The sequence below is a fragment of the Streptomyces sp. A0642 genome, assembly GCF_004795105.1.
Lineage (GTDB): Bacteria > Actinomycetota > Actinomycetes > Streptomycetales > Streptomycetaceae > Streptomyces.
In genome coordinates this window covers 58,112-79,034 of the sequence record NZ_SSBL01000018.1, presented here as the reverse complement: position 1 = coordinate 79,034, position 20,923 = coordinate 58,112, and the positions used below count along the sequence as shown (strand labels likewise).

At 71.1% G+C, this 20,923-nt stretch carries 20 protein-coding genes and 1 pseudogene; 13 read left to right on the top strand and 8 right to left on the bottom strand.

Annotated features, from left to right (window positions below; genetic code table 11):
- The first annotated feature begins 212 nt into the window (after nt 1-212).
- The 5 genes from E6R60_RS25870 to E6R60_RS25850 all read left to right on the top strand — a co-directional run bounded on the left by E6R60_RS25870 (nt 213) and on the right by E6R60_RS25850 (nt 5,126).
- Nucleotides 213-1,184, top strand: a complete 972-nt coding sequence (locus tag E6R60_RS25870) for an SPFH domain-containing protein (RefSeq protein WP_136329060.1) — start codon at nt 213-215, stop codon at nt 1,182-1,184.
- The gene (locus E6R60_RS25865; protein WP_136329059.1) at nt 1,181-1,429 is read left to right on the top strand and encodes a hypothetical protein; all 249 of its coding nucleotides are present in this window, start codon (nt 1,181-1,183) and stop codon (nt 1,427-1,429) included. Before E6R60_RS25870 ends, E6R60_RS25865 begins: the two co-directional genes overlap by 4 nt.
- A 93-nt stretch (nt 1,430-1,522) precedes the next feature.
- Nucleotides 1,523-2,047, top strand: coding sequence for a PadR family transcriptional regulator (locus E6R60_RS25860; protein ID WP_136329058.1), 525 nt, complete (start codon nt 1,523-1,525; stop codon nt 2,045-2,047).
- Nucleotides 2,044-2,730 carry an ABC transporter ATP-binding protein gene (locus tag E6R60_RS25855; protein WP_136329057.1) on the top strand — a complete coding sequence of 229 codons (687 nt, stop codon included), beginning with the start codon at nt 2,044-2,046 and terminating at the stop codon, nt 2,728-2,730. The genes E6R60_RS25860 and E6R60_RS25855 overlap by 4 nt, the downstream gene beginning before the upstream one ends.
- Complete coding sequence (locus tag E6R60_RS25850) at nt 2,727-5,126, top strand: FtsX-like permease family protein (protein WP_136329056.1); 2,400 nt, start codon at nt 2,727-2,729, stop codon at nt 5,124-5,126. The genes E6R60_RS25855 and E6R60_RS25850 overlap by 4 nt, the downstream gene beginning before the upstream one ends.
- 27 nt (nt 5,127-5,153) lie before the next feature.
- Here E6R60_RS25850 and E6R60_RS25845 read toward each other — a convergent pair whose 3' ends face one another.
- Entirely contained in the window at nt 5,154-6,119 is a 966-nt protein-coding gene (locus tag E6R60_RS25845) for a hydrogen peroxide-inducible genes activator (RefSeq protein WP_136329055.1), read from the bottom strand.
- A 133-nt stretch (nt 6,120-6,252) separates the two neighbouring features.
- Here E6R60_RS25845 and E6R60_RS25840 point away from each other — a divergent pair, with 133 nt between their 5' ends.
- Both E6R60_RS25840 and E6R60_RS25835 read left to right on the top strand, forming a co-directional pair.
- Nucleotides 6,253-6,807 carry a peroxiredoxin gene (locus tag E6R60_RS25840; protein WP_136329054.1) on the top strand — a complete coding sequence of 185 codons (555 nt, stop codon included), beginning with the start codon at nt 6,253-6,255 and terminating at the stop codon, nt 6,805-6,807.
- A gap of 12 nt (nt 6,808-6,819) precedes the next feature.
- Complete coding sequence (locus E6R60_RS25835) at nt 6,820-7,353, top strand: alkyl hydroperoxide reductase (RefSeq protein ID WP_018550318.1); 534 nt, start codon at nt 6,820-6,822, stop codon at nt 7,351-7,353.
- Nucleotides 7,354-7,450: 97 nt separating this feature from the next.
- On the opposite strand, the gene E6R60_RS25830 is transcribed toward E6R60_RS25835, so the two are convergent.
- From E6R60_RS25830 to E6R60_RS25800, 7 genes and pseudogenes are all read right to left on the bottom strand, one after another.
- A complete protein-coding gene (locus tag E6R60_RS25830) occupies nt 7,451-8,860 on the bottom strand; it encodes an AI-2E family transporter (protein ID WP_136329053.1) in 1,410 nt (469 codons plus the stop codon).
- A gap of 153 nt (nt 8,861-9,013) precedes the next feature.
- Nucleotides 9,014-9,718, bottom strand: coding sequence for a transglycosylase SLT domain-containing protein (locus E6R60_RS25825; RefSeq protein WP_136329052.1), 705 nt, complete (start codon nt 9,716-9,718; stop codon nt 9,014-9,016).
- 389 nt (nt 9,719-10,107) lie between these two features.
- Complete coding sequence (locus tag E6R60_RS25820) at nt 10,108-11,430, bottom strand: PhoH family protein (RefSeq protein ID WP_136329051.1); 1,323 nt, start codon at nt 11,428-11,430, stop codon at nt 10,108-10,110.
- 315 nt (nt 11,431-11,745) lie between these two features.
- Nucleotides 11,746-12,507 carry an isoprenyl transferase gene (locus E6R60_RS25815; protein ID WP_136329050.1) on the bottom strand — a complete coding sequence of 254 codons (762 nt, stop codon included), beginning with the start codon at nt 12,505-12,507 and terminating at the stop codon, nt 11,746-11,748.
- 612 nt (nt 12,508-13,119) lie between these two features.
- A complete protein-coding gene (locus tag E6R60_RS25810; RefSeq protein ID WP_136329049.1) occupies nt 13,120-13,578 on the bottom strand; it encodes a hypothetical protein in 459 nt (152 codons plus the stop codon).
- Between the two features lie 68 nt (nt 13,579-13,646).
- Nucleotides 13,647-14,468 (bottom strand): annotated as a pseudogene (locus E6R60_RS25805) (class I SAM-dependent methyltransferase).
- A gap of 52 nt (nt 14,469-14,520) precedes the next feature.
- Nucleotides 14,521-15,399: an A24 family peptidase gene (locus E6R60_RS25800; protein ID WP_136329048.1), complete on the bottom strand. Its 879-nt coding sequence runs from the start codon at nt 15,397-15,399 to the stop codon at nt 14,521-14,523.
- Nucleotides 15,400-15,502: 103 nt separating this feature from the next.
- On the opposite strand from E6R60_RS25800, the gene E6R60_RS25795 reads away from it, so the two are divergent.
- The 6 genes from E6R60_RS25795 to E6R60_RS25770 all read left to right on the top strand — a co-directional run bounded on the left by E6R60_RS25795 (nt 15,503) and on the right by E6R60_RS25770 (nt 20,892).
- Nucleotides 15,503-15,874 (top strand): DUF192 domain-containing protein, encoded by a 372-nt coding sequence (locus E6R60_RS25795; protein WP_136329047.1) that lies wholly within the window; start codon nt 15,503-15,505, stop codon nt 15,872-15,874.
- A gap of 90 nt (nt 15,875-15,964) precedes the next feature.
- Nucleotides 15,965-17,497 (top strand): toxin C-terminal domain-containing protein, encoded by a 1,533-nt coding sequence (locus tag E6R60_RS25790; protein ID WP_136329046.1) that lies wholly within the window; start codon nt 15,965-15,967, stop codon nt 17,495-17,497.
- Nucleotides 17,482-18,390, top strand: coding sequence for a hypothetical protein (locus E6R60_RS25785; protein ID WP_136329045.1), 909 nt, complete (start codon nt 17,482-17,484; stop codon nt 18,388-18,390). Before E6R60_RS25790 ends, E6R60_RS25785 begins: the two co-directional genes overlap by 16 nt.
- Before the next feature lie 37 nt (nt 18,391-18,427).
- A complete protein-coding gene (locus E6R60_RS25780) occupies nt 18,428-18,943 on the top strand; it encodes a hypothetical protein (RefSeq protein WP_136329044.1) in 516 nt (171 codons plus the stop codon).
- A 256-nt stretch (nt 18,944-19,199) separates the two neighbouring features.
- The gene (locus tag E6R60_RS25775) at nt 19,200-19,640 is read left to right on the top strand and encodes a CPCC family cysteine-rich protein (protein ID WP_240802683.1); all 441 of its coding nucleotides are present in this window, start codon (nt 19,200-19,202) and stop codon (nt 19,638-19,640) included.
- A 55-nt stretch (nt 19,641-19,695) separates the two neighbouring features.
- The gene (locus tag E6R60_RS25770) at nt 19,696-20,892 is read left to right on the top strand and encodes a glycosyltransferase family 39 protein (RefSeq protein WP_136329042.1); all 1,197 of its coding nucleotides are present in this window, start codon (nt 19,696-19,698) and stop codon (nt 20,890-20,892) included.
- The last annotated feature ends 31 nt before the right edge of the window (nt 20,893-20,923 follow it).

The window sequence follows — 20,923 nt, the reverse complement described above, 5'->3', positions numbered from 1 at the left end:
CTCCCGTTTCTCTGCTCGACCGGATCAGCTCGGACCTGCCAGCTAACACCGTTGACAAGGACAAAAAGCGAGCGATCCCGCATTTTCCGGACGTGACAATCAGCACCCGCTCCCAAAGGAACCGACTCCCGAGGGGTGCGCAGGGTTGCGAGAACCGTTAATGTGTAATCACATTGCTAGCGAACAGCTAGCCCACCGAAACGGGGGATTCCATGACCGAACCGCTCAACCCGACCACACCCGCCGGACCCCGGACCGACCTCACGCCGGACGCGCCGGAGATGCCGGAACCGCAGGTCCGCGAGACGAAGGCGCACAGCATCGCCGGCGGCCTCGGCCTCCTGCTGACCGTGATCGGCGTCGTCATCGGCATAGGCGCGGCCATCCTCGGCGGCGTCATCGGATCGAACGGGAACAACGGCCTCGGCATCCCGGTCTGCGTCCTGGGCGTGCTGCTCACCCTCGCCTCGTTCTTCTGCATGGGCGGTGTGAAGATGGTCGCACCGGGCGAGGCCAGGGTGATCCAGCTCTTCGGCCGGTACGTGGGCACGATCCGCGACGACGGCCTGCGCTGGATCAACCCGCTGACCTCCAGCCGCAAGATCTCCACCCGGGTCCGCAACCACGAGACCGCCGTCCTCAAGGTCAACGACGCCTACGGCAACCCGATCGAGCTCGCCGCGATCGTCGTCTGGAAGGTCGAGGACACCGCACAGGCCCTCTTCGAGGTCGACGACTTCCTGGAGTTCGTCGCCACCCAGACCGAGTCGGCGGTCCGGCACATCGCGATCGAGTACCCGTACGACGCCCACGAGGAGGGCGGCCTGTCCCTCCGGGGCAACGCCGAGGAGATCACCGAGAAGCTGGCCGTGGAGCTGACGGCACGCGTCCGGGCGGCGGGCGTCCGGATCATCGAGTCCCGCTTCAGTCACCTCGCCTACGCCCCCGAGATCGCCTCCGCGATGCTCCAGCGCCAGCAGGCGGGAGCGGTGGTCGCGGCCAGGCAGCAGATCGTCGAGGGCGCGGTCGGCATGGTCGAGATGGCCCTGACCCGCATCGCCGAGCAGGACATCGTCGAGCTCGACTCGGAGCGCAAGGCCGCCATGGTCAGCAATCTGATGGTGGTGCTGTGCGGCGACCGGGCGGCGCAGCCGGTCCTGAACACGGGCACGCTCTACCAGTGACGGACGAGACCCCGCGGCGCCGGGCGCCGCAGACCGGGCCGCAGCAGCGCAAGCAGATGCTGCTGCGGCTGGATCCGGCCGTGTACGACGCGCTGGCCCGCTGGGCCTCGGACGAGCTGCGCAGTGCGAACGCGCAGATCGAGTTCCTGCTGCGCCGGGCGCTCGCCGAGGCGGGACGGCTGCCCGGAGGCGCGGCGCCGATCCCGCGCCGGGGACGCCCGCCGAAGGCCCCGGACCCGGAGTGATCCGCCGGGGCCGCGCTGCGGCCCCGGCTCGCGCGGGCCACCCTCCCCGACCGGTATACACGGCAGGTATACACACCGTGTACAGTCCTCGTCATGTCTATCGGCCACACCCTGCTCGGGCTCCTGGAGTCCGGTCCCCGCCACGGCTACGACCTCAAGCGGACCTTCGACGAGAAGTTCGGGCACGACCGCCCCCTGCACTACGGGCAGGTCTACTCGACGATGTCCCGCCTCCTCAAGAACGGCCTCGTCGAGGTCGACGGCGTGGAGACCGACGGCGGCCCGGAGCGCAAGCGCTACGCCATCACCGACGCCGGGATCACCGACGTCGCCACCTGGCTCGCGCAGCCCGAGAAGCCGGAACCGTACCTCCAGTCGACCCTGTACACCAAGGTCGTCCTGGCCATGCTCACCGGCCGCAGCGCCGCCGACGTGCTCGACGCCCAGCGCTCCGAGCACCTGCGCATGATGCGCGTCCTCACCGACCGCAAACGCCGGGGAGATCTCGCCGACCAGCTGATCTGCGACCACGCCCTGTTCCACCTCGAAGCCGATCTGCGCTGGCTGGAACTCACCGCCGCGCGACTCGGCCAGCTCGCCGAGGTGGTGGCCCCGTGATCCCCGCCGGCTCCCTGCTCTGCGCCCAGGATCTGCGCAAGACGTACGGATCGACCCCCGCACTCGACGGCGCCTCGTTCTCCGTCCACCCCGGCGAGGTCGTCGCCGTGATGGGCCCCTCCGGCTCCGGCAAGTCCACCCTCCTGCACTGCCTGGCCGGGATCATCACCCCGGACTCCGGCACCATCACCTACGCCGGCCGCGAGCTGTCCGCGATGTCGGACGCCGAGCGCAGCGCCCTGCGCCGCAGCGACTTCGGCTTCGTGTTCCAGTTCGGCCAGCTCGTCCCGGAACTGACCTGCGTGGAGAACGTCGCCCTGCCGATGCGGCTGAACGGCACCCGCCGCAAGGCCGCCGAGCGCACCGCCCTGGAGTGGATGGAACGCCTGGAGGTCGACGACATCGGCGCCAAGCGGCCCGGCGAGGTGTCCGGAGGCCAGGGCCAGCGCGTCGCCGTGGCCCGTGCCCTCGCCGCGTCCCCGAAGGTGGTCTTCGCCGACGAGCCGACCGGCGCCCTGGACTCCCTCAACGGTGAGCGCGTGATGCAGCTGCTCACCGAAGCGGCCCGCTCCGCCAACGTCGCCGTGGTGCTCGTGACCCACGAGGCCCGCGTCGCCGCCTACTCCGACCGCGACATCACCGTCCGCGACGGCCGGGCCCGCGACCTGGAGCACGCCGGATGACCCTGCTCGACGAGAAGAGGCCCCCGGCCGGGCCCGTACGCCCTCCCGAACCGCCCTCCCGTACCGCCTCCTGGCTGCGCGACCTCCGACTCGGCATCCGGTTCGCCGCCGCCGGCGGACGCGAGGGGTGGATCCGCACCCTGCTCACCGCGGTCGGCGTGGGGCTCGGCGTGGCGCTCCTGCTCACCGCCGCCTCCGTCCCGCACATGCTCGACGAGCGGTCCGCCCGTGACCAGGCCCGCTCCGAGACCAAGATCTCGGAGTCCCCCGACGCGTCCGCGAAGAAGTCGGACAGCACGGTCCTGCGGATAGAGGCGAGCACCGAATACCACGACCGCTCCATCACCGGCTTCCTGATGCGTGCGGAAGGCGCGCACCCGGTCGTCCCCCCGGGGATCGCCGCCCTCCCCGCCCCCGGCGAGATGGTGGTCTCCCCCGCACTCGGGAAACTCCTCGGCTCCCCCGGCAACGAACTGCTCAGGCAGCGGCTGCCGTACGAGGTGACCGGCACCATCGCGGACGAAGGGCTGCGCTCGCCCGGCGAACTGTGGTTCTACGCCGGCAGCGACACCCTGACCAGGGCGACCGGCGGCCACCGCGTCGCCGGGTACGGCGACCCCGGGCCGAGCGATCCCCTGCCGCCGATCCTCATCGTGCTGACCATCATGGTCTGCGTCGTACTGCTGGCCCCCGTGGCCATCTTCATCGCCACCGCCGTACGCTTCGGCGGCGACCGCCGCGACCGACGGCTCGCCGCACTGCGCCTGGTGGGCGCCGACATCCGGATGACCCGCCGGATCGCGGCCGGTGAGGCGCTCTTCGGCTCGGTCCTCGGCCTCGCCATCGGGCTGGTCCTGTTCCTGCTGGGGCGTCGGTTCGTCGGCCACATCGAGGTGTGGGACGTCAGCGCCTTCCCCTCCGACATGGCCCCCGACCCCCTGCTGTCCGTCCTGATCGCCTTCGCCGTCCCGCTCACCTCGGTCGTCGTCACCCTGGCGGCCATGCGCTCCGTGGTCATCGAACCGCTCGGAGTCGTACGCAACGGCCGCGGCCGCAAGCGGCGCCTCTGGTGGCGACTCCTGCTGCCCCTCGCCGGGCTCGCGGTCTTCGGACTCACCGGCAAGGTCGAGGAGTACGGCCCCGTCAACCCGTACCCCGTCGCCGGAGGCGCGGTGCTGGTCCTGGGCGGCCTGGCCCTGCTGCTGCCCTGGCTCGTCGAGGCATGCGTCAAGCGCCTGCGCGGCGGCCCGGTCCCCTGGCAACTGGCCACCCGCCGGCTCCAGCTAAGCAGCGGGGCCGCCTCCCGCGCGGTCAGCGGCGTCACCGTCGCCGTGGCCGGTGCGGTGGCCCTGCAGATGCTGTTCGCCGCGATGAACGACGACTTCAACAGGATCACCGGCCAGGACCCCTCCCGCGCCCAGATCTACGCCGCGTCCGAGATCGTCGGCGGCGAAGCCGCCGTGCACACGATCGAGGAGTTCCGCGCCACCAAGGGCGTCACCCAGGTCATCGGGACCGTCGAGGCGTACGCGACCAAGCCGGGCACGTACAAGGGCGAAGAGATCCAGCCGACCACCTCGTTCACCGTCGGCGACTGCGCGACCCTGCGCGAACTCGCCCGGATCACGTCCTGCCGCGACGGCGACACCTTCGTCGTCCACCCCAAGGACAAGGGCCAGGCCGGCTGGGTCGACCAGACCGCCCGCAAGGGCAAGGAGATCGAGTTCGACACCTACAACCGGAGCAGGCCCCCGCTGCGCTGGACGCTGCCGGCCGACGCCCGGACCGTCGGCAGCCGGACCGATCCGCTCGGCGAGGACCGCTGGGGCATCATGGTCACGCCCGGAGCGATCGACGCGCGGACCCTGCCGTCAGCCCAGACCATCGCCCAGATCCGCTACGACGAAGACGTCCCGGACGCCGCCGAGTACATACGCAACACGGCGGCACGGCTCGACCCCGGCATGCGCGTGGCCTCTCTGAACTCGGTCGAACGCGACCGGCAGTACGCCAGCATCCAGACCGGCCTCCAGGTCGGTGCGACCGCCATCCTGCTGCTCATCGCCGCGTCCATGCTGGTCACCCAGCTGGAGCAGCTGCGCGAGCGCAAGCGGCTCCTGTCGGTCCTCGTCGCCTTCGGCACCCGCCGGGTCACCCTCGGCTGGTCGGTGCTCTGGCAGACCGCGATCCCCGTGGTCCTCGGGCTCGCGGTGGCGGTGGCCGGCGGCCTCGCCCTGGGCGCCACCCTGTGCTGGATGGTGGGCAAACAGGTCTCCGACCTGCTGCTGTTCCTGCCGCTGGCCGGCGCCGGGGCAGGTCTCATCCTGCTGGTCACCCTGCTCTCGCTGCCCGTGCTCTGGCGCCTGATGCGCCCCGACGGGCTGCGCGCCGAATAGCGTCCCTACGGCCGGCCGGACCCTGATTCAGGACCGGCCGGCCGTCGCCACGCGCACCGGCAGCGCGCCCATCGCCCCGCGCAGCGCCGCCGCGAACTCCTCGAACTCCTCGTGCCGGGCCGCCCCGGTCCGCATCCCCAGCGCCACCCGTCGCGCGGGCGCCGGATCCGCGAAGTAGCCCGTCGTCAGGGCCTCGTTGCGGGCGGTCTCCACCGTCACCGCGGTCCGCGGCAGCAGCGTCACCCCGAGCCCTCCGGCGACCAGCTGCACCAGGGTGGAGAGGCCCGCCGCGGTCGTGGTGACCGGCGCGCCTTCCGTGCGCCCCGCCTCACGGCAGATGTCGAGCGCCTGGTCGCGCAGGCAGTGCCCCTCGTCGAGCAGCAGCAGCGGCAGCTCGCGCAGCGCCTCGCGCGGAATGTCCTGCCGTCCGCCGAGCCAGTGGTCGCGCTCCATGACGAGCACGAAGTCCTCGTCGAAGAGCGGAAGTTCCGTCACACCCGGCACCCCGAGCGGCACGGCGAGCAGCAGCAGGTCCAGCCGCCCCGCGGCCAGCCCCTCCAGCAGCGAGGAGGTCTGCTCCTCGTGGACCTGGAGGTCGAGGTCCGGGTAGCGCTCGTGGACCAGCCGCAGCACGGCCGGCAGCAGGTACGGGGCGACGGTCGGGATCACGCCGAGCCGCAGCACGCCGGTGAACGGCGCCCGTACCGCCTCGGCCTCCTCCATCAGCTCGCCGACGCTCGCCAGCACGGCCCTCGCCCGCACCGCGAGCCGCTCCCCGGCAGGCGAGAGGAGCACCTTGCGCGTCGTACGCTCGATGAGCTGGACACCCAGTGCCTCCTCCAGCGCGGACACGGCCCCGGAGAGCGCGGGCTGACTCATCCCGATTGCGGCCGCCGCGTCCCGGAAGTGCAGATACTCCGCCACGGCGGCGAAGGCGCGCAGCTGCGAGAGGCTGGGCTGTTTGGGCCGGATGCCCTGATTACTCTGGGCCACTGATAGGCACCTCCGATCATCACGACCGAGTGTAGCTATTTCCACGATCAATGCACTCTGTGCCAAGGTGGACATCGTCCAACCCTCAGGAAGTCCCCCAAAAAGGGAATTCCTCCCGCTGCAAGGAGAGCGCGTGCTCACTGTCGGTGACAAGTTCCCCGAGTTCGACCTGACTGCTTGTGTTTCGCTGGAGAGCGGCAAGGAGTTCGAGCAGATCAACCACAAGACCTACGAGGGTCAGTGGAAGGTCGTCTTCGCGTGGCCCAAGGACTTCACTTTCGTGTGCCCCACCGAGATCGCCGCGTTCGGCAAGCTGAACGACGAGTTCGCCGACCGTGACGCGCAGATCCTCGGCTTTTCCGGTGACTCCGAGTTCGTGCACCACGCCTGGCGCAAGGACCACCCGGACCTGACCGACCTGCCCTTCCCGATGCTCGCCGACTCGAAGCACGAGCTCATGCGTGACCTCGGCATCGAGGGCGAGGACGGTTTCGCGCAGCGTGCCGTCTTCATCGTCGACCCGAACAACGAGATCCAGTTCACGATGGTGACCGCCGGTTCCGTGGGCCGTAACCCCAAGGAGGTCCTGCGGGTCCTCGACGCCCTGCAGACCGACGAGCTGTGCCCCTGCAACTGGACCAAGGGCGAGAACACCCTGGACCCGGTCGCGCTCCTCTCGGGCGAGTGAGCTGACACCGATATGGCACTCGACGAACTGAAGGCCGCCGTTCCGGACTTCGCCAAGGACCTGAAGCTGAACCTCGGCTCGGTCATCGGCAACAGCGAGCTCCCGCAGCAGCAGCTGTGGGGCACCGTCCTCGCCTGCGCGATCGCCTCGCGCTCGCCGAAGGTGCTGCGCGAGCTGGAGCCGGAGGCGAAGGCCAACCTCTCCGCGGAGGCGTACACCGCCGCGAAGTCGGCCGCCGCCATCATGGCGATGAACAACGTGTTCTACCGGACCCGCCACCTGCTGTCGGACCCGGAGTACGGGAACCTGCGGGCCGGCCTGCGGATGAACGTGATCGGCAAGCCGGGCGTGGAGAAGGTCGACTTCGAGCTGTGGTCGCTCGCCGTCTCCGCGATCAACGGCTGCGGCCAGTGCCTGGACTCCCACGAGCAGGTGCTGCGCAAGGCCGGCGTGGACCGTGAGACCATTCAGGAAGCCGTCAAGATCGCCTCGGTGATCCAGGCGGTGGGTGTGACCCTCGAAGCCGAGGCGGTCCTCGCCGAGTAGCACCCCGCGGTACCCCTGATACGAGAAGGGCCCCAAGGACGACCGACCGTCCGAGGGGCCCTTCTTTCCATGGGTCCGCATCCGCCTCGGCGCGTGTTCAGGGAACCTTCGAGGCCTCGTCGGCGGCCGGCTCCTCGTCGCTGCCGTCGTCGAACTCCTCCGGCGGCGCGCCGGGCGGGGTCTTGGCCGTCGCGTCCAGTGAGGTCGAGCCGTGCGGGGGCGGCGAGTGGCGGCGGGACTCCTCCTGCCCGTACGTCCGCAGATAGCCGACCACCGTATTGGTCACCGCGACCAGCGGCACGGCGACGACGGCGCCCCCGATGCCGGCGATCATGCCGCCCGCGGCGACCGAGAGCACCACCGCCAGAGGGTGCACGCGCACCGCGCGGCCCAGGATGAACGGCTGGAGGATGTGGCCCTCGATCTGCTGGACCGCGAGGACCACCGCCAGCACCATCAGGGCCGTGAACACGCCCTGGGTGACGAGGGCGACGACGACCGCCAGCGCACCGGAGACCACCGCCCCGACGAGCGGGATGAACGCGAACAGGAAGATGAAGACGGCCAACGGCACCGCCATCGGCACATCGAGGAAGAAGATCCCGAGGCCGATGAAGATGGCGTCGATCAGGGCGACTATCACCGTGCCTCGCACGTAGGCGGTCAGCGTCCGCCACGCACGCGGGCCGGCGCCGGCGACGCCCGGCCGGGCCTGGGCGGGGACGAGCCTGAGCACCCAGTGCCAGATGTGCTTGCCGTCGTACAGCAGGAAGAGCGTGGAGAACATCGCCAGCAGCATCCCGGTGAGGAGCTCCACCATCACGGTGACGCCCTGCAGGCCGGCGGAGGTGATCGCCTCCGTGTTGGTGCCGACGGTGTCGCTGAGGTTCTGCGCTATGTCGTTGATCTGTTTGTCGGTCACGTGGAACGGGCTGTCCAGCAGCCAGTTCTTCAGGTCGTCGATCCCCGTCCGCACCTTGTCGGAGAGCGTGTCGATGTTGTCCATGACCTGCCAGACCACGAACCAGCCGACCAGCCCCATGATGATGAAGCCCAGGATGGCCGTGACCGCCGTGGCCAGTCCGCGCGGCAGCCCGTACCGTCTCAGCCGGGCCACGGTCGGCTGGAGCAGCGCGGTGACGAGCAGCGCGCCGACGAACGCCAGCACCACCAGCTGGACCGCGCTGATGACCCGCATGAGCACCCAGAGGGTTCCGGCGAGCACCAGAAGCCGCCAGCCCGCCTCGGCCGCGACCCGCATCCCCCAGGGGATGGCGGCGACCGGATCGGGGCGTGCGGAGACGGCGGGGGCGTACGCGGGCGGCGGCGGCACGTGGTCGGCCTCGGCCGCCCGGCCGTCGCGACCGGCCCTCCGGGAGGGTGCGACGGCCATGACCGCGGACTCCTCGTCCTCGGCCTCCGCTTCGGCCCGCCGTTCATCCAGGCGCTCGCCCAGCCTGGTCAGTTCGCCACCCAGTTGTCCGAGCCACCCCGGCAGTTTCGACATGACGTTCCCTCTACCCCCGTCCGCTCTCCCCACCGTTCCCCCGGGGAAACGGCTCCGCCCGACCGTACACGCGCGAAGCCCCCCACCGTAGGACGGTGGGGGGCTTCGCGAGGTTGAGCCCGGACCCCGGAAGGTTCCAGGGTCTAGGGCGCCCTAGTACCAGTGGTTCGCCTGCCAGAAGGACCAGGCGCCGCACGGGCTGCCGTAACGGCTGTCCATGTAGTTGAGGCCCCACTTGATCTGGGTGGCCGGGTTGGTCTGCCAGTCGGCGCCGGCGGAGGCCATCTTGGAGCCGGGCAGCGCCTGGACGAGGCCGTAGGCACCGGAGGACGCGTTGCTCGCCCGGTAGTTCCAGCTCGACTCGTGGTTCACGATGTTGCTGAAGCACTGGAACTGGTCGCCGGGGATCATCTGGCGAGCCATCGCCTGGACTTCGGCCACGCTGTACGAGCCCTGCGTCGCGAACGCCGAAGCGCTGCGCACCTCGGACCGGCTGGCGCGCTCGGCGCGCTCCGCCTTCTCCTGGCGCTCCTTCTCCAGCCGCTCCTGGGCCGCCGCCTTCTTGGACTTGGCGTCCTTGGCGGCCTGGACACGGGCTGATTCCTCGGCGGACTTCTTCGCCGCCGCGTCGGCCGCGGACGCCTGGGCGTCGGCCTGCTGCGTCAGCGATGCGGTCTGCACCTGGGCCTGCTGGCCCGCGGGGATGTCTGCGAGCAGCGTGGTGTCGGCTGCGGTCGCCTCGAAGTTGTTGTCGTCGGCAGCGGGAGTGCTGCCCGATGCAACGCCTACGACGGCGCCAACGGTGGTTACGGCAGTGGCTGATGCCACGGCGAACCCCCGGACCGAGATCCGGCTCACACGGTGTCCTTCCAGCATCGCCCGCTTAGGTGACCTCGCGGGCGCAATCGTGCCCCTGGCACTGGCCTCCCTACTGCTTGGGTCACGGGAGGCACGGGCCCGGTGGGCACTCCCCGGGGGGAGCGCCGCGTGGTGCTCGCGGGCGGCATACGGGCGGCGGTTGTTGAGTTGTGTGGTGCGTGGCGCCTCTGGAGGTGCCGGTGTGCCGTATGCGGGGCCTGACGGAAGCAAGACTCTGCCGGAACGTGACGCCGGGAAGCAATTCTCTGTTGCGTGTGAAAGCTCACACCCCGTTTGGAGCAGTTGAATCGCGGAAATGGTGCCGCAACACGATGTCGCCCGGCTAAGCTCCTTCGCTCGCCGGGCGGCATCAACTGTCCCAAGCCGTATCAGATCTGCCCTTCCTCCAGCATTTCGGTCACCAGTGCGGCGATACGGGAACGCTCCGAACGCGTGAGCGTCACATGGGCGAAGAGGGGGTGACCCTTCAGCTTCTCGACCACGGCGACCACTCCGTCGTACCGGCCGACCCGGAGGTTGTCCCGCTGGGCCACGTCATGCGTGAGCACCACCCGGGAGTTGGCCCCGATCCGGGACAACACGGTCAGCAGGACGTTCCGTTCGAGCGACTGGGCCTCGTCGACGATCACGAAGGCGTCATGGAGGGAACGGCCCCTGATGTGGGTGAGCGGCAGGACTTCCAGCATGCCGCGCCCCAGCACCTCCTCGATCACCTCGCGGCCGGAGACGGCCGAGAGCGTGTCGAAGACGGCCTGGGCCCAGGGGCTCATCTTCTCGGCCTCGCTGCCGGGGAGATAGCCGAGCTCCTGCCCGCCCACCGCGTACAGCGGACGGAAGACCATCACCTTCTTGTGCTGACCGCGCTCCAGCACCGCTTCGAGGCCCGCGCAGAGCGCCAGCGCCGACTTGCCGGTGCCGGCCCGGCCGCCGAGCGACACGATGCCGACGTCCTGGTCCAGGAGCAGATCGAGGGCGACGCGCTGCTCGGCGCTGCGGCCGTGGATGCCGAAGGCCTCCCGGTCGCCGCGGACGAGCCGGACGTTGCCCTCGGGTGTCACCCGGCCGAGTGCCTTGCCCCGTTCGGACTGGAGGACCAGACCGGTGTGCACGGGCATGTCGGCGGCCTCGGGGACGTACAGCGTCTCCTCGGTGAAGAGCAGGTCCACCTGCTCCGCGGAGAGGGACAGTTCGGACATCCCGGTCCAGCCGGAGTCGGTGGCGGCCAGTTCCGCCCGGTACTCCTCGGCGAGGAGGCCGACCGACGAGGCCTTGATGCGCAGCGGCAGGTCCTTGGAGACGACCGTGACGTCGTACCCCTCGGCCTGGAGATTGCGTGCGACCGCGAGAATCCGGGAGTCGTTGTCCCCCAACCGGTAGCCGGCGGGAAGGACGCCGGGATCGGAGTGGTTGAGTTCGACGCGCAGCGTCCCGCCCAGATCCCCGAGGGGGATCGGGGCGTCCAGCCGGCCGTACCGGACCCGGAAGTCGTCCAGCAGGCGCAGGGCCTGCCGGGCGAAGTACCCGAGTTCGGGGTGGTGCCGTTTGGCCTCCAGTTCCGTGACCACCACGATCGGGAGCACGACTTCGTGCTCGTCGAAGCGGGCCATGGCGTTCGGATCGGCCAGCAGGACGCTGGTGTCGAGAACATAGGTGCGCCTGTCGGGCATGCGGCGCTTTGTACTGGTCACCACGGAAGGACGTACCCCCTCGGAAGAGGTTGGGGTGCGACGGCGTCGCGGAGCATCCCAAAGGGAGAGGACGGGCCGGGCTCCGGCCACCTTGCGCGGGCCGTGCGCCGGCCCTTCGCGTCGGCCGCACTGTATGTACGGTCCTTCGTGTGCAAAGGGCCTCCCGGGCGAGCGGACTCCATGCCGCTCACTTGGACACGACGTCCGCCTGGTTGGTGACCGGACGTCGACCTGTCAGGGGTATGCCCTCGAACGCGCCAACCCATGCCGACCTGGCCACTTCCGGGCGAAGCCGTCCGCCTCCGTCGTGGCGGTGGCTCAGCCGCCGTAGCGGCGGTGGCGGGCCGCGTAGTCGCGCAGCGCCCGCAGGAAGTCGACGCGGCGGAACGCCGGCCAGAAGACCTCGCAGAAGTAGTACTCGGAATGGGCGCTCTGCCACAGCATGAAGCCCGACAGCCGCTGCTCGCCGCTGGTGCGGATCACGAGGTCGGGGTCCGGCTGCCCCCGGGTGTAGAGGTGCTCGGAGATCAGGTCGGTGGAGACGATCTCCGCCAGGTCCTCGAAGGAGGTGCCCTTCTCGGAGTGTTCGAGCAGCAGGGAGCGCACCGCGTCCGCGATCTCCTGGCGGCCGCCGTAGCCGACGGCGACGTTCACGAGTATGCCGTCGACGCCCACGGTGGCCTGTTCGGCCTCCTTGAGGACCGTCTGGGTGTGCGCGGGCAGCAGGTCGAGCGTGCCGACGTGGTGGACGCGCCAGCGCCCGTCCGCGACCAGGTCGCGCACGGTGTTCTCGATGATGCCGAGGAGCGGGATGAGCTCGGACTCGGGCCGGTCGAAGTTGTCGGTGGAGAGCATCCAGAGCGTGACGACCTCGACGTCCGTCTCGCTGCACCAGCCGAGCAGTTCCTTGATCTTGTCCGCCCCGGCCTGGTGTCCCTGCGCCGCGGTGCCGCCGGACGCCTTCGCCCAGCGCCGGTTTCCGTCGAGGATCACACCGATGTGCTTGGGCACCTGGGCGTGATCGAGGCGGGCCTCCACCCGGCGCGCGTAGAGCCCGTACACCAGGTCGCGCAAGTTCACTGAGTCCACCTCTCGGTTCCGTGCGGGCACGCCCGCCCCTATGCCCGGGGTCGGGGGTCGTCCACCTGGGGATCGCCGCACCGGAAGGGGGCGATCGCCCCGCCGTGCCGTGCGGTCCCGAAGCCGCCACATTACTGCGCGGGCGGCGCACCGGCCCAACCCGGCCTGTCACAAGTCGGTGATAACCGGCTTGTCGCATGTCCGTGACAGCGGGCTTGCCGTAGGTGCGGGACCGCTGGTCCGCCGTACGTCCGTGGGGGCTCGTGTGCCACGCGGGACGACTCGCTCGATCCAGGTCCGCTCGCGGACGGGGCGGCGGTGCCGGGGCACAAAAAAACGGGCCGGTCCGTGGGGGGGGTTACGGACCGGCCCGAGGGGGGGTTTCCACCATAACCCTTCGTAAGTGCTGCTGCGTGCCACGCCACGAAATAATTACTCTCCGAATGTGCGGGGCCCCGGGCGGGACACGGGATCCGGCGCTTCACAGGGCCTGGACCTGCACATATGTCCGGTGGCGTCGCCTTGACGCCGGAGGCGGCTCCAGGACGTACACAGGATGTGCACATTCCGGTCACGGCGGCCGCACCGAGGGACGTGCGGGGCGCCGCGCCGTCAGGTCGCCGCGGCGGCGCCCCGGTGACCGCGGGTGAAGCGGATGCCCACGGTGTCGCCGCCGGTCACCACGAAGCGGCCGCCCTCGCAGCGGATGACGGCCTCGTCCACCTCGCCGCGCTCGTCCCGGCGCTCCTCGGTGCGCAGGACCGTCCAGCCGCCCTCGGGCGGCTGCGGCAGCCGCGCCATCGCGGCGTACTCCCACTGGCCGGCCGGCACGCACCAGCCGGGAAGGCGCGGCCAGGTACCGGCGCCGACGTGCAGACTGCCGTCGGACGCGCAGGTGAGCAGCACGGACTGACCGTCGGCCAGCAGGAAGGCGACCGCCTCCGGCTCTCCCATGCGCCCCTCGGGCCGGTAGAAGAGGCCGAGTACGCCGACGATCCGGGCTCCTGCGAGCCATTCGGCGTTCCCCTGCCGCGGGCCGCGCGCCGCCTCTTCGTCGTTGCCGACCCTCATGGCCTGCTCCCTCCCCGTGCGCTGAGCACCCAGGGTGCCATTCTTCGGGCGCCGGGGGGTGTTCGCGCTCAGCCCGGTTTGCGGGCCTCGATCAGGAAGCGGGTGGTGTGGGCGACGAACGGCCCCTCGGTCTCGATCCGGTGGTGCAGGGCGGCGAGTTGGTCCCGCTACGCCTCGACGGTGAAGCCGGGCACCATCCAGATCACCTTGCGCAGGAAGTAGACGACGGCGCCGATGTCGAGGAACTCGGTGCGCAGCCGCTCCATCCGCAGGTCGACGACCTCGAGACCGGCCTCCCGGGCCGCGGCGCGCGCCTGCTCGGGGTCGCGCCCGGCGCGCACCTGCGGCGGCTGGGGGCCGAGGAAGTACTCGACGAGTTCGAAGACGCTGGCGGGCCCGACCTGTTGCGAGAAGTACGTGCCGCCGGGGGCCAGGACCCGGGCGATCTCCTCCCACCACGTGGTCACCGGATGGCGGCTGACCACCAGGTCGAAGGCCGCGTCCCCGAACGGCAGCGGCGGCTTGTCCTCGTCCGCGACCACCACGGCTCCCCGCGGGTGCAGCAGGGCGGTGGCGCGGGCGATGTTCGGCGGCCAGCCCTCGGTGGCCACGGTCAGCGGCGGCAGCTTCGGTGCGGAGGCGAGGACTTCGCCGCCCCCGGTCTGGATGTCCAGCGCCGCCCTGGCCCTGCCGAGGCGCTCCCCCATGGCGCGGGCGTATCCCCAGGACGGGCGCTCCTCGGTGGCCCGGCCCTCCAGCCAGGAGAAGTCCCAGCCGGCCACGGAGACGGCGTCCGCCTCGGCGACGAGGGCCTCGAACCGGGCGCGCTCAGCGGCCGCGATCGCTGCGGCCCGGGCTGCTGCCTGCGCGTCATCGGGTGTTGCGGTCATACGGGGATGGTCGCAGCCCGTGCCATCGGCCGCGAGCGCATTTACGGCGGGGTCAGGCGGCCAGTGCGCCGAACAGGAGGCCCAGCAACGCGCCGGCGATCATGAACGGGCCGAAGGGGATACCGGTCTTGCGCCCGGCGCGCCGCATCAGCACCAGCCCGAGTCCGTACAGCGCACCGAACAGGAATCCGGCGAACCCGCCCGCGAACACGACGGCCCAGCCGTACCAGCCGAGGGCCACGCCCAGCGAGAGGGCGAGTTTGACGTCGCCGAAGCCCATGCCGTTCGGGTTGATCAGGAAGAGCACGAAGTAGAAGGCGCCGAGGACGGCTCCGCCGAGCAGGGCGGACAGCCAGGCGCCCCCGTGCTCCGGCACGAGGGCGGCGACGCCGAGGAGCACGACGGCCGCCGCCGCGGCCGGCAGGGTCAGCTGGTCGGGCAGCCGGTGGACCCGGCGGTCGATGGTCGCGAGGAGCACGCCGACGGGGGCGAGGAGCAGCCAGACGGCGAGCTCGGGCCGTGCGCCGGTGGCGGCGGCGAGGGCGGCGCAGCCGAGGGCGGTGACGACGGGGGTGGCGAGGTGCGGGGCGTAGCGGGTCCCGTTCCCGCGCGGAGCGGCGGCCGGTGGGGCGTCCCGTCCTCCCCCGGCGCCCTCGGCGCCGTCCGCCTCCACGTCGCCCGGCTGCTGCTGCCCGGCATGCCCCGGCCCGGCGGCCGTCCGCACGGCGATGGCGGCGCCCACCTCGGCGCAGGTCGCGCAGCGCGTGGAGCCCAGCCAGCCGCGGGCGGGCCCGGTGAGGGCGTGGCCGGCGGGGCAGGCGTCGCGCCACGCGTCGTCCGGTTCGACGGAGAACCGGTAGGCGGCGCGCGGGACCAGCAGTCCGGTCGCGGCTCCCCAGAGGGCGGCGACCCCGATCAAGATGGCGTACACGTCATCGACCCTAGGCGGCCCCCGCGGGCCGGTCATGGGCCCGGGGACCCACTGCACGCCGTTACGGGCCCACAGCACGCCACCTGGCGCTACCGTCTTGGCCATGGCTCGATGGCGCGATGGAACAGGAACACTGACGATCACGGACCGGGACGGGGAGCGGGAGACCGAGGTGCCGCTGCGGATCGCGGCCTCCTACCGTCACCGGAGCCGTGGGCTGCTCGGCCAGGACGGGGTCGACGGGGCGCTGATGATCACCCCGTGCGGGAGCGTGCACTCGTTCCGGATGCGGTTCACGATCGATGTGGCCTATCTGGACCGGAAGTTCAACGTGGTGGCTGTGCACACGATGAAGCCCGGGCGGCTCGGGCTGCCCCGGCTGCGGGCGCGGCACGTGATCGAGTCGGAGGCCGGCGCGATGGCGAAGTGGGGCCTGCGGCCCGGCGTGCAGGTGCGCGTCGCACAGACCGGCTGAACACCGGTCCCGCTGACACACGTCGGCCCAGGGGAACTTGGGTCCGAGGGCCCATGACGGTGGGGCTGCCTCGCGCCTAGGGTCGAAAGCATGTCATCCATGGGGGAGTTGCGTCGTCGGGTGCGCCGGTGGTCACGGACCGCGGTGCCGCGTACGGGTGTGCGGTTGCCGGTGGCGCGGCGGCGGGGTGACCGGGGCCAGGGGGCGTTGGAGTACCTGGGTCTGACGCTGGTGGTCGTGGCGATCATCGGCGCCCTGGTGGGCACGGGGATCGGCGCGGACCTCACCGCGAAGATCGGGGTGCAGGTCTGCCGGATCGGTGGCGGCGGGAACTGCGGCGGTGACAGCGGCAACGAGGCCGACGGTCAGAACGCTCCGGGGCAGGGAGATCCCGCCTCGGACAAGAACGCCGACGGCTCACCGAAGTCCCCCGAACAGGTCGCCTACGACAAGGCGCTGAAGGACCTCCAGGACGCCCAGAAGGACGAGAAGTCCAACAGCGACAAGGCCATCGAAGCGGCGAAGGAACTCGCGAAGATCCTCGCCGACGAGCTCGGCATCACCGACGCACTGGACTGCATCACCAAGGGCGACATGGGCGCCTGCACCGAAACCCTCATCAACGTGCTCCTCAGCCTCATCGGAGGCGCGGTCGGGAAACTCGCCGCGAAGTACGGGGCCCCCTGGAAGTGGAAGAAGGCCTACAAACTCATCCAGGCCCTCAAGAAACACGGCGGCGACCTCTACGACGGCCTCAAAGGACTCCTCAAGAGCCGCAAGAAGGTCAAGGACGCCGAGAAAGCCCTCGAAGACGCCGGCAAGAAACTCGACGACACCAAGAAACCCAAGAACGACAAACCCGACGAGAAGAAGCCGCCCACCTGCGATGTCAAGCACAGCTTCCCGCCCGGCACACAGGTGCTCCTCGCCGGCGGACGCGCCGTCTCCATCGAGGCGGTCCGGGCCGGTGACCGGGTCCTGGCCACCGACCCGGCCGGCGGACCGACCCGGGCGCGCCGAGTCGAGCGGCTCATCACCACGTACGACGACAAGGACTTCACCCGCCTGATCCTCCGCACCGCCGGTGGACCCGCAACGCTCACCGCCACCGACACCCACCCGTTCTGGGTCGTCGACCACCGACGGTGGACCGATGCCGGCGACATCACGCCCGGAATGCGACTGCGGTCCCCGGACGGGTCCGTCCTCCCCGTCGCCGGCGTCTCCCGCTTCACCCAGCGGCAGACCACGCACGACCTCACGGTCCACGGCCTCCACACGTACTATGTGCTGGCCGGGCAGACCCCGGTCCTGGTGCACAACGACAACTGCAACTCGCTCACGCGTAAACAGGCCGACGATGTCGCGGATTACCTGGGTTACACGAAGACCAACAAGAGGTCCGCAGGTGGAGCCCCCATCTGGGAGAACAAGAAGGCGACGGGCGGCCAGCCCCGGTACATCACCTACGACCGGACCGGGCACAACAAGCAGGCAGTGTTCAAGGGCGCCAACTTCCGAAACCCGTTCCAGTCGACCAAGGACTCGGCCCGGGACGGTACGTACGGGCTGGACATATCGCCGGACGGAAAGGTGCTGGGGCTGAAGTGGCTGGCGAAGTGAGCGACGCACCCGGTGCCGGACTGGGAACCGAGCTGATCATCAGTCCGCGTTCCCAGGAAGTCCGGGACGATCTGGCCGACGCACCCGGCTGGCCCGCATACGCGGCGCAGCTGCGCGCCGCCGTCGGGGCGGTGATCGAGACGTGTGACGCCGATGCCCTGGAGCTCGGCGAGCTCCTGGTCAGCCTGCCCCTTCCCGACAAGTACGCTCACCTGCGCAACGGTGTGGAAGTCGGGTCCGCGGAGGCGGTCGACCTGGTCGAGTGCATGGTGGCCGGGCACGGCCCCTACGGCCGGCTGTCCCGCCCGGGACGACTCCAGATCGAGTCCGGATGGGACGGGGCCGTCCACCTCTTCCTTTCACCGGCGGCCGCCTCGGAGCTGGCGGAGCGCCTTCAGGACGACGAGCTGAGCATCGGGTGGCGCCAAGCGGCTCCGGAGCCCGTGGAGGTGGCGAGGCCCGTCGTCGCGGTGGCGGACGAGGACTTCTGGAAAGCCGTGCGGGAGACGTCCGAGCGGCTCACGCTGGTGTGCGAGCGCTGGGCGTACGGTGCCTACGGCTGCCGTTGGTTCCGGGTGACCCCCCAGAACGCGGACGAGATCGCCCGACGGGTGAAGCCGCGCTCCCTGATCGGCGTCGCAGTCGATCCGGACCTGCGCCCCCGGCCCGAGATGCTGGAAGACGACCTCACCGCCTTCGCTGCCCCGGGGCCGCCCGGCGAGTTGCCCTACCGGGCCTGGCCCGGCGGCGCGGACGCCCTCTCCGACGTCACCGGTGAGGGGTTCTCCTTCGTTCTTGCGGACAGGGCCATGGGGCGATGGTGCGCCGTGGTCCCGGATCCGGACGGGGTCGTGAGGGGCCTCTGGGAGGAACCGGCGGACGCCGAGCAGTAGCCGGCGCGGCAGACAGGAGCACGAGCGGGGAGCGGACATGGGCGGTTGGCCGACGGCAGCGAAGGCCCTGCGCGACCACCCCGTCCGCGACGTCCTCGTCCCGGGGTTCCTGGACCGCGACGACGACGTCCCCGAGTTCCGTCCGCAGCCCCTCGCCGTCTGGCTCCGGCTGGACGAGGGGTTGCTGCGGTTCGAGTCGGTGGGCCAGTACGACCGGCTGGACGTCACCTCCGTCCACGCCGTCGAGTGGGCCGGCATGGAGCTGTTCACCGATGCCGAGGAGGAGGTGATGGTCGCCTCGTGCGGTGAGCAGCTCTTCGGCGACGGCCGCGACGAACTGCGCTGCACCCGCCTGCGCGTCTACCGCGCGCCCGGCGCCTCCGACACGGTCTGCACCTGCCTGGCCCTCGACTTCGAGGGCGGGCACACCCTCTTCCTCGACCCGACGTGGACCTTCGGCATCAGGATCGGCAACGCGTCGGACGAACAGCGGTGGCTGCGGCTGTACGGCCCCGAGGGCGCCTCCCTGACAGCCGAGGTGTGCCTCTCCTGACGGCGATCCGCTGAGCGGCGCGCACCTCCGCCATGGCCTCCGCGAGGGCATGACGGTGCGTGACACGGACGACCGGGTCCCCGAAAGCGGGCCTCGGAGGACGGTACCGTCCGGTACTTCGACCCGGCGACGGGTGAGTACGGGATGAAGAGCAAGAAGGGCATCATCTCCTTCCGCAAACTCGATGGTGGCCTGGCGGCGTTCAAGGGGATGCCGGGCACGATGCGGCGCAAAAGGCCGAGGATGCGACATGCACGTGAACGAGTCTGACGGGACCGGCGGCGCTGACGGGGCTGACTGGCCCACGGCCCCCGACGGGGGCCGGCCCGCCCGGTACCCCTGTGTCGCCTGCGGCCACACGGTCTTCGAGGACCCGCCCGGCTCCTCGATGATCTGCCCGGTCTGCAAATGGGAGGACGACGCCTCCCAGCTGCGCTGGCCGACGATGGAGCGGGGCGCGAACCGCGTCTCGCTCGTCGAGGCCCAGCGGACCTATGCCCTGGCCGGAGTGAGCGAGGAACGCTTCGCCTCCCTCGCCCGCCCACCGGGGCCCGGGGAGGAGGTCGTGCCCGGCTGGCGGCCCGTCGACGCCTCGGACTCGTTCGAGGCGCCCCTCGTCCAGGACCGGCCCTGGCCCGCGGACCGGACGGTCCTGTACTGGTGGACGCGGCGGTTCTGGCGACGCGACGACGGGTGAGGCCGGTCCGGGCCCCCGCCGGGGGGTCTGACGGCCGGCGGAGATAATCGGCCGTATGCCCCCCGGCCCTTCCCCCCAGGTCACACCCGCCCGCCCGCACCCGGACCGCCCGCCGGTCCCCGGACGCGCCGCTGCCGCCCTGGCAGTGGCCGCACCCGCGCTCGGCGTGTACGCCGCCGTGCGGATCGTCGGGCTCGTCGTCTTCTGGGCTGCCGCGTCGGCGGCGGGGAAGGACGCGCTGCATCTGCTCTCCGAGCGCTGGGACTCCGTCTGGTACCAGCGGGTGGCCGAGAACGGTTACGGGTACACGGTCACCCTCCCCGACGGGGGAGTCCACTCCGACCTGGCCTTCTTCCCGTTGCTGCCCGCGCTGGAGCGCGGTCTCGCGGAGGTGACCCCGCTCGGCCTCGCGGGTGCGGGACTGCTGGTGGCCTGGGCCGCCGGTCTCCTCGCCGCCTGGGGGATCTTCTCCGTCGGGGCGCGGCTGTACGGACGCCGGACCGGCGTGGTGCTGGCCGCGCTGTGGGGGGCGTATCCGACGGCGTTCGTCCAGTCGATGGCGTACACCGAGACCCTGTTCACCGCGCTCGCCGCCTGGTCGCTGTACGCGGTGCTGACCCGGCGATGGATCGTCGCCGGTGTGCTGTGCGCACTCGCCGGGCTGACCCGTCCGTCCGCCGCCGCGCTCATCGCCGCCCTCGCGATCACCTCCGCCGTCACCCTCGTACGGGAGTGCAGGGCCGGGGCCTCCGACGGCATGGTCCGCCGCCACCGGCGGATGCTGCTGGGGGTGGTCGTCGCGCCGCTGGGGTGGCTCGCGTACGTGGTGTTCGTCGCCGTGCGCGAGGGGCGTCCGTTCGCCTACTTCGACGTCCAGGCGCAGTGGGGGAACAGCATCGACGGCGGCGCGGCCCTCGCCTCCTTCATCCTCGGCCTGCCGTGGCCCGGCATGCTCGGACTGTGCACCGCGCTGGCCGCGCTGGGCCGGCTGGTGTTCCTGTGCGTGCGGCAGCGCCAGCCGCTGCCGGTGCTCGTCTACGCGATCGCCGTCGTCGTCATCTCGCTGATCGGCTCCGGGTACTTCGGCTCCCGGCCCCGGCTGATGATGCCCGCTTTCCCGCTCCTGCTGCCGCCCGCCGTGGCCCTGCTGCGACTGCGCTCCACCGCCCGGAGTGCGGCGGTGCTCGCGGTGACGGCCGTGGCGTCGGCGGCGTACGGGGCGTGGACGCTACTGGGGTCCGGTCCGCCCTGAGTTGGGTCCCTGGGCCCAAGCATCCGCACCG